This window comes from Litorisediminicola beolgyonensis, from assembly GCF_042679605.1.
GTDB lineage: Bacteria > Pseudomonadota > Alphaproteobacteria > Rhodobacterales > Rhodobacteraceae > Litorisediminicola > Litorisediminicola beolgyonensis.
The window spans coordinates 1-506 of sequence record NZ_JBHTMU010000101.1 but is presented as its reverse complement, the minus strand read 5'-3'; the positions used below and the strand labels follow the sequence as shown (position 1 = coordinate 506).

1 protein-coding gene is annotated in these 506 nt (G+C 58.1%); it reads right to left on the bottom strand.

The features are described from left to right. Positions 1-72: 72 nt before the first annotated feature. A complete protein-coding gene (locus ACFQ4E_RS20615; RefSeq protein ID WP_386806411.1) occupies positions 73-423 on the bottom strand; it encodes a hypothetical protein in 351 nt (116 codons plus the stop codon). Between the last annotated feature and the right edge of the window lie 83 nt (positions 424-506).

Sequence of the window (506 nt, the reverse complement as noted above, 5' to 3'; positions counted from 1 at the left end):
ACTTGCTGCTGCTCATCATGGCCTCCTTGCCTCAAAATTAGCGAAGAAGGCGTCCACGATACACGGGGCTATTCAGAGACACGGGAAATGCGCGCCATCCTCGCAACCAAATTTGAAACTAAAAATTGCCCGTAAAGGGCCGACCGATGGGCCAGCTGGCGCCTTCTCGAAGCGACCGACCTCACTGAACAATAGGAGGCGATGCTTGCAGGCGAACTGCAGATCTGCCTCGAGACAGCATTCGACCTTTACATAGAGGCGCGGTCGGTGGGCGACCGGGCAAGTGCCCGACGACTCGATACCGCTCGCGGTGAACGCTGGTGCCGGACCAGCGATGCGAATAACCAAAGCGCGAAACGAGCCTGGACGCTGGCCTTGGGAAACCCGTTCTTTTCGCATATCGAGCGGGAAGAAGTCGTCCATGCGCAAGGGTCAGGCCTCATAGCTAGTAGATGACCGTGGCTGCGAGAGCGATGGCCGAGAGGAAGACCTTCGGGCATCGGTCA